Source organism: Wolbachia endosymbiont of Drosophila bicornuta (genome assembly GCF_028982105.1).
Lineage (GTDB): Bacteria > Pseudomonadota > Alphaproteobacteria > Rickettsiales > Anaplasmataceae > Wolbachia > Wolbachia pipientis.
This window is the reverse complement of sequence record NZ_JAPQLF010000027.1, coordinates 1-1,765: the sequence shown is the minus strand read 5'-3', so window position 1 is coordinate 1,765 and position 1,765 is coordinate 1. Positions and strand designations below refer to the sequence as shown.

Sequence of the window (1,765 nt, the reverse complement as noted above, 5' to 3'; positions counted from 1 at the left end):
AATATCTTTAGGTAAGGAGGTGATCCAACCGCAGGTTCCCCTACGGTTACCTTGTTACGACTTCACCCCAGTCATGAATCACAAAGTGGTAAGCGCCCTCCCGAAGGTTAAGCTACCTACTTCTTTTGCAACCCACTCCCATGGTGTGACGGGCGGTGTGTACAAGGCCCGGGAACGTATTCACCGTAGCATTCTGATCTACGATTACTAGCGATTCCGACTTCATGGAGTCGAGTTGCAGACTCCAATCCGGACTACGACATACTTTATGAGGTCCGCTTGCTCTCGCGAGGTCGCTTCTCTTTGTATATGCCATTGTAGCACGTGTGTAGCCCTACTCGTAAGGGCCATGATGACTTGACGTCATCCCCACCTTCCTCCAGTTTATCACTGGCAGTCTCCTTTGAGTTCCCGGCCGAACCGCTGGCAACAAAGGATAAGGGTTGCGCTCGTTGCGGGACTTAACCCAACATTTCACAACACGAGCTGACGACAGCCATGCAGCACCTGTCTCAGAGTTCCCGAAGGCACCAATCCATCTCTGGAAAGTTCTCTGGATGTCAAGAGTAGGTAAGGTTCTTCGCGTTGCATCGAATTAAACCACATGCTCCACCGCTTGTGCGGGCCCCCGTCAATTCATTTGAGTTTTAACCTTGCGGCCGTACTCCCCAGGCGGTCGATTTAACGCGTTAGCTCCGGAAGCCACGCCTCAAGGGCACAACCTCCAAATCGACATCGTTTACAGCGTGGACTACCAGGGTATCTAATCCTGTTTGCTCCCCACGCTTTCGCACCTGAGCGTCAGTCTTCGTCCAGGGGGCCGCCTTCGCCACCGGTATTCCTCCAGATCTCTACGCATTTCACCGCTACACCTGGAATTCTACCCCCCTCTACGAGACTCTAGCTTGCCAGTTTCAAATGCAGTTCCCAGGTTGAGCCCGGGGATTTCACATCTGACTTAACAAACCGCCTGCGTGCGCTTTACGCCCAGTAATTCCGATTAACGCTTGCACCCTCCGTATTACCGCGGCTGCTGGCACGGAGTTAGCCGGTGCTTCTTCTGCGAGTAACGTCAATTGATGAACGTATTAAGTTCACCACCTTCCTCCTCGCTGAAAGTGCTTTACAACCCGAAGGCCTTCTTCACACACGCGGCATGGCTGCATCAGGCTTGCGCCCATTGTGCAATATTCCCCACTGCTGCCTCCCGTAGGAGTCTGGACCGTGTCTCAGTTCCAGTGTGGCTGGTCATCCTCTCAGACCAGCTAGGGATCGTCGCCTAGGTGAGCCATTACCCCACCTACTAGCTAATCCCATCTGGGCACATCTGATGGCAAGAGGCCCGAAGGTCCCCCTCTTTGGTCTTGCGACGTTATGCGGTATTAGCTACCGTTTCCAGTAGTTATCCCCCTCCATCAGGCAGTTTCCCAGACATTACTCACCCGTCCGCCGCTCGTCACCCAGGGAGCAAGCTCCCCTGTGCTACCGCTCGACTTGCATGTGTTAAGCCTGCCGCCAGCGTTCAATCTGAGCCATGATCAAACTCTTCAATTAAAAGCTTGATTTGCTTCCACTCGAGAAGCGATGCTCAAAGATTTACTGCATGAATTTTACTTCAGTTAGTCACTCTTCAAGACTTGATATTTTTTTGCATCCGAAGATGCTGGATATCGTCTTGTGGAGTGCCCACACAGATTGTCTGATAAATTGTTAAAGAGCAGTGCCGAGAAACTCATCGGCGCGGGCTGCGTATATTACGCTTTTC

Annotated in this window: 1 rRNA gene; it reads right to left on the bottom strand. The window is 52.3% G+C overall.

Annotated features, from left to right (window positions below):
* Positions 1 to 12 precede the first annotated feature (12 nt).
* A 16S ribosomal RNA gene (locus OZD68_RS00170) occupies positions 13 to 1,554 on the bottom strand.
* Positions 1,555 to 1,765: the final 211 nt, after the last annotated feature.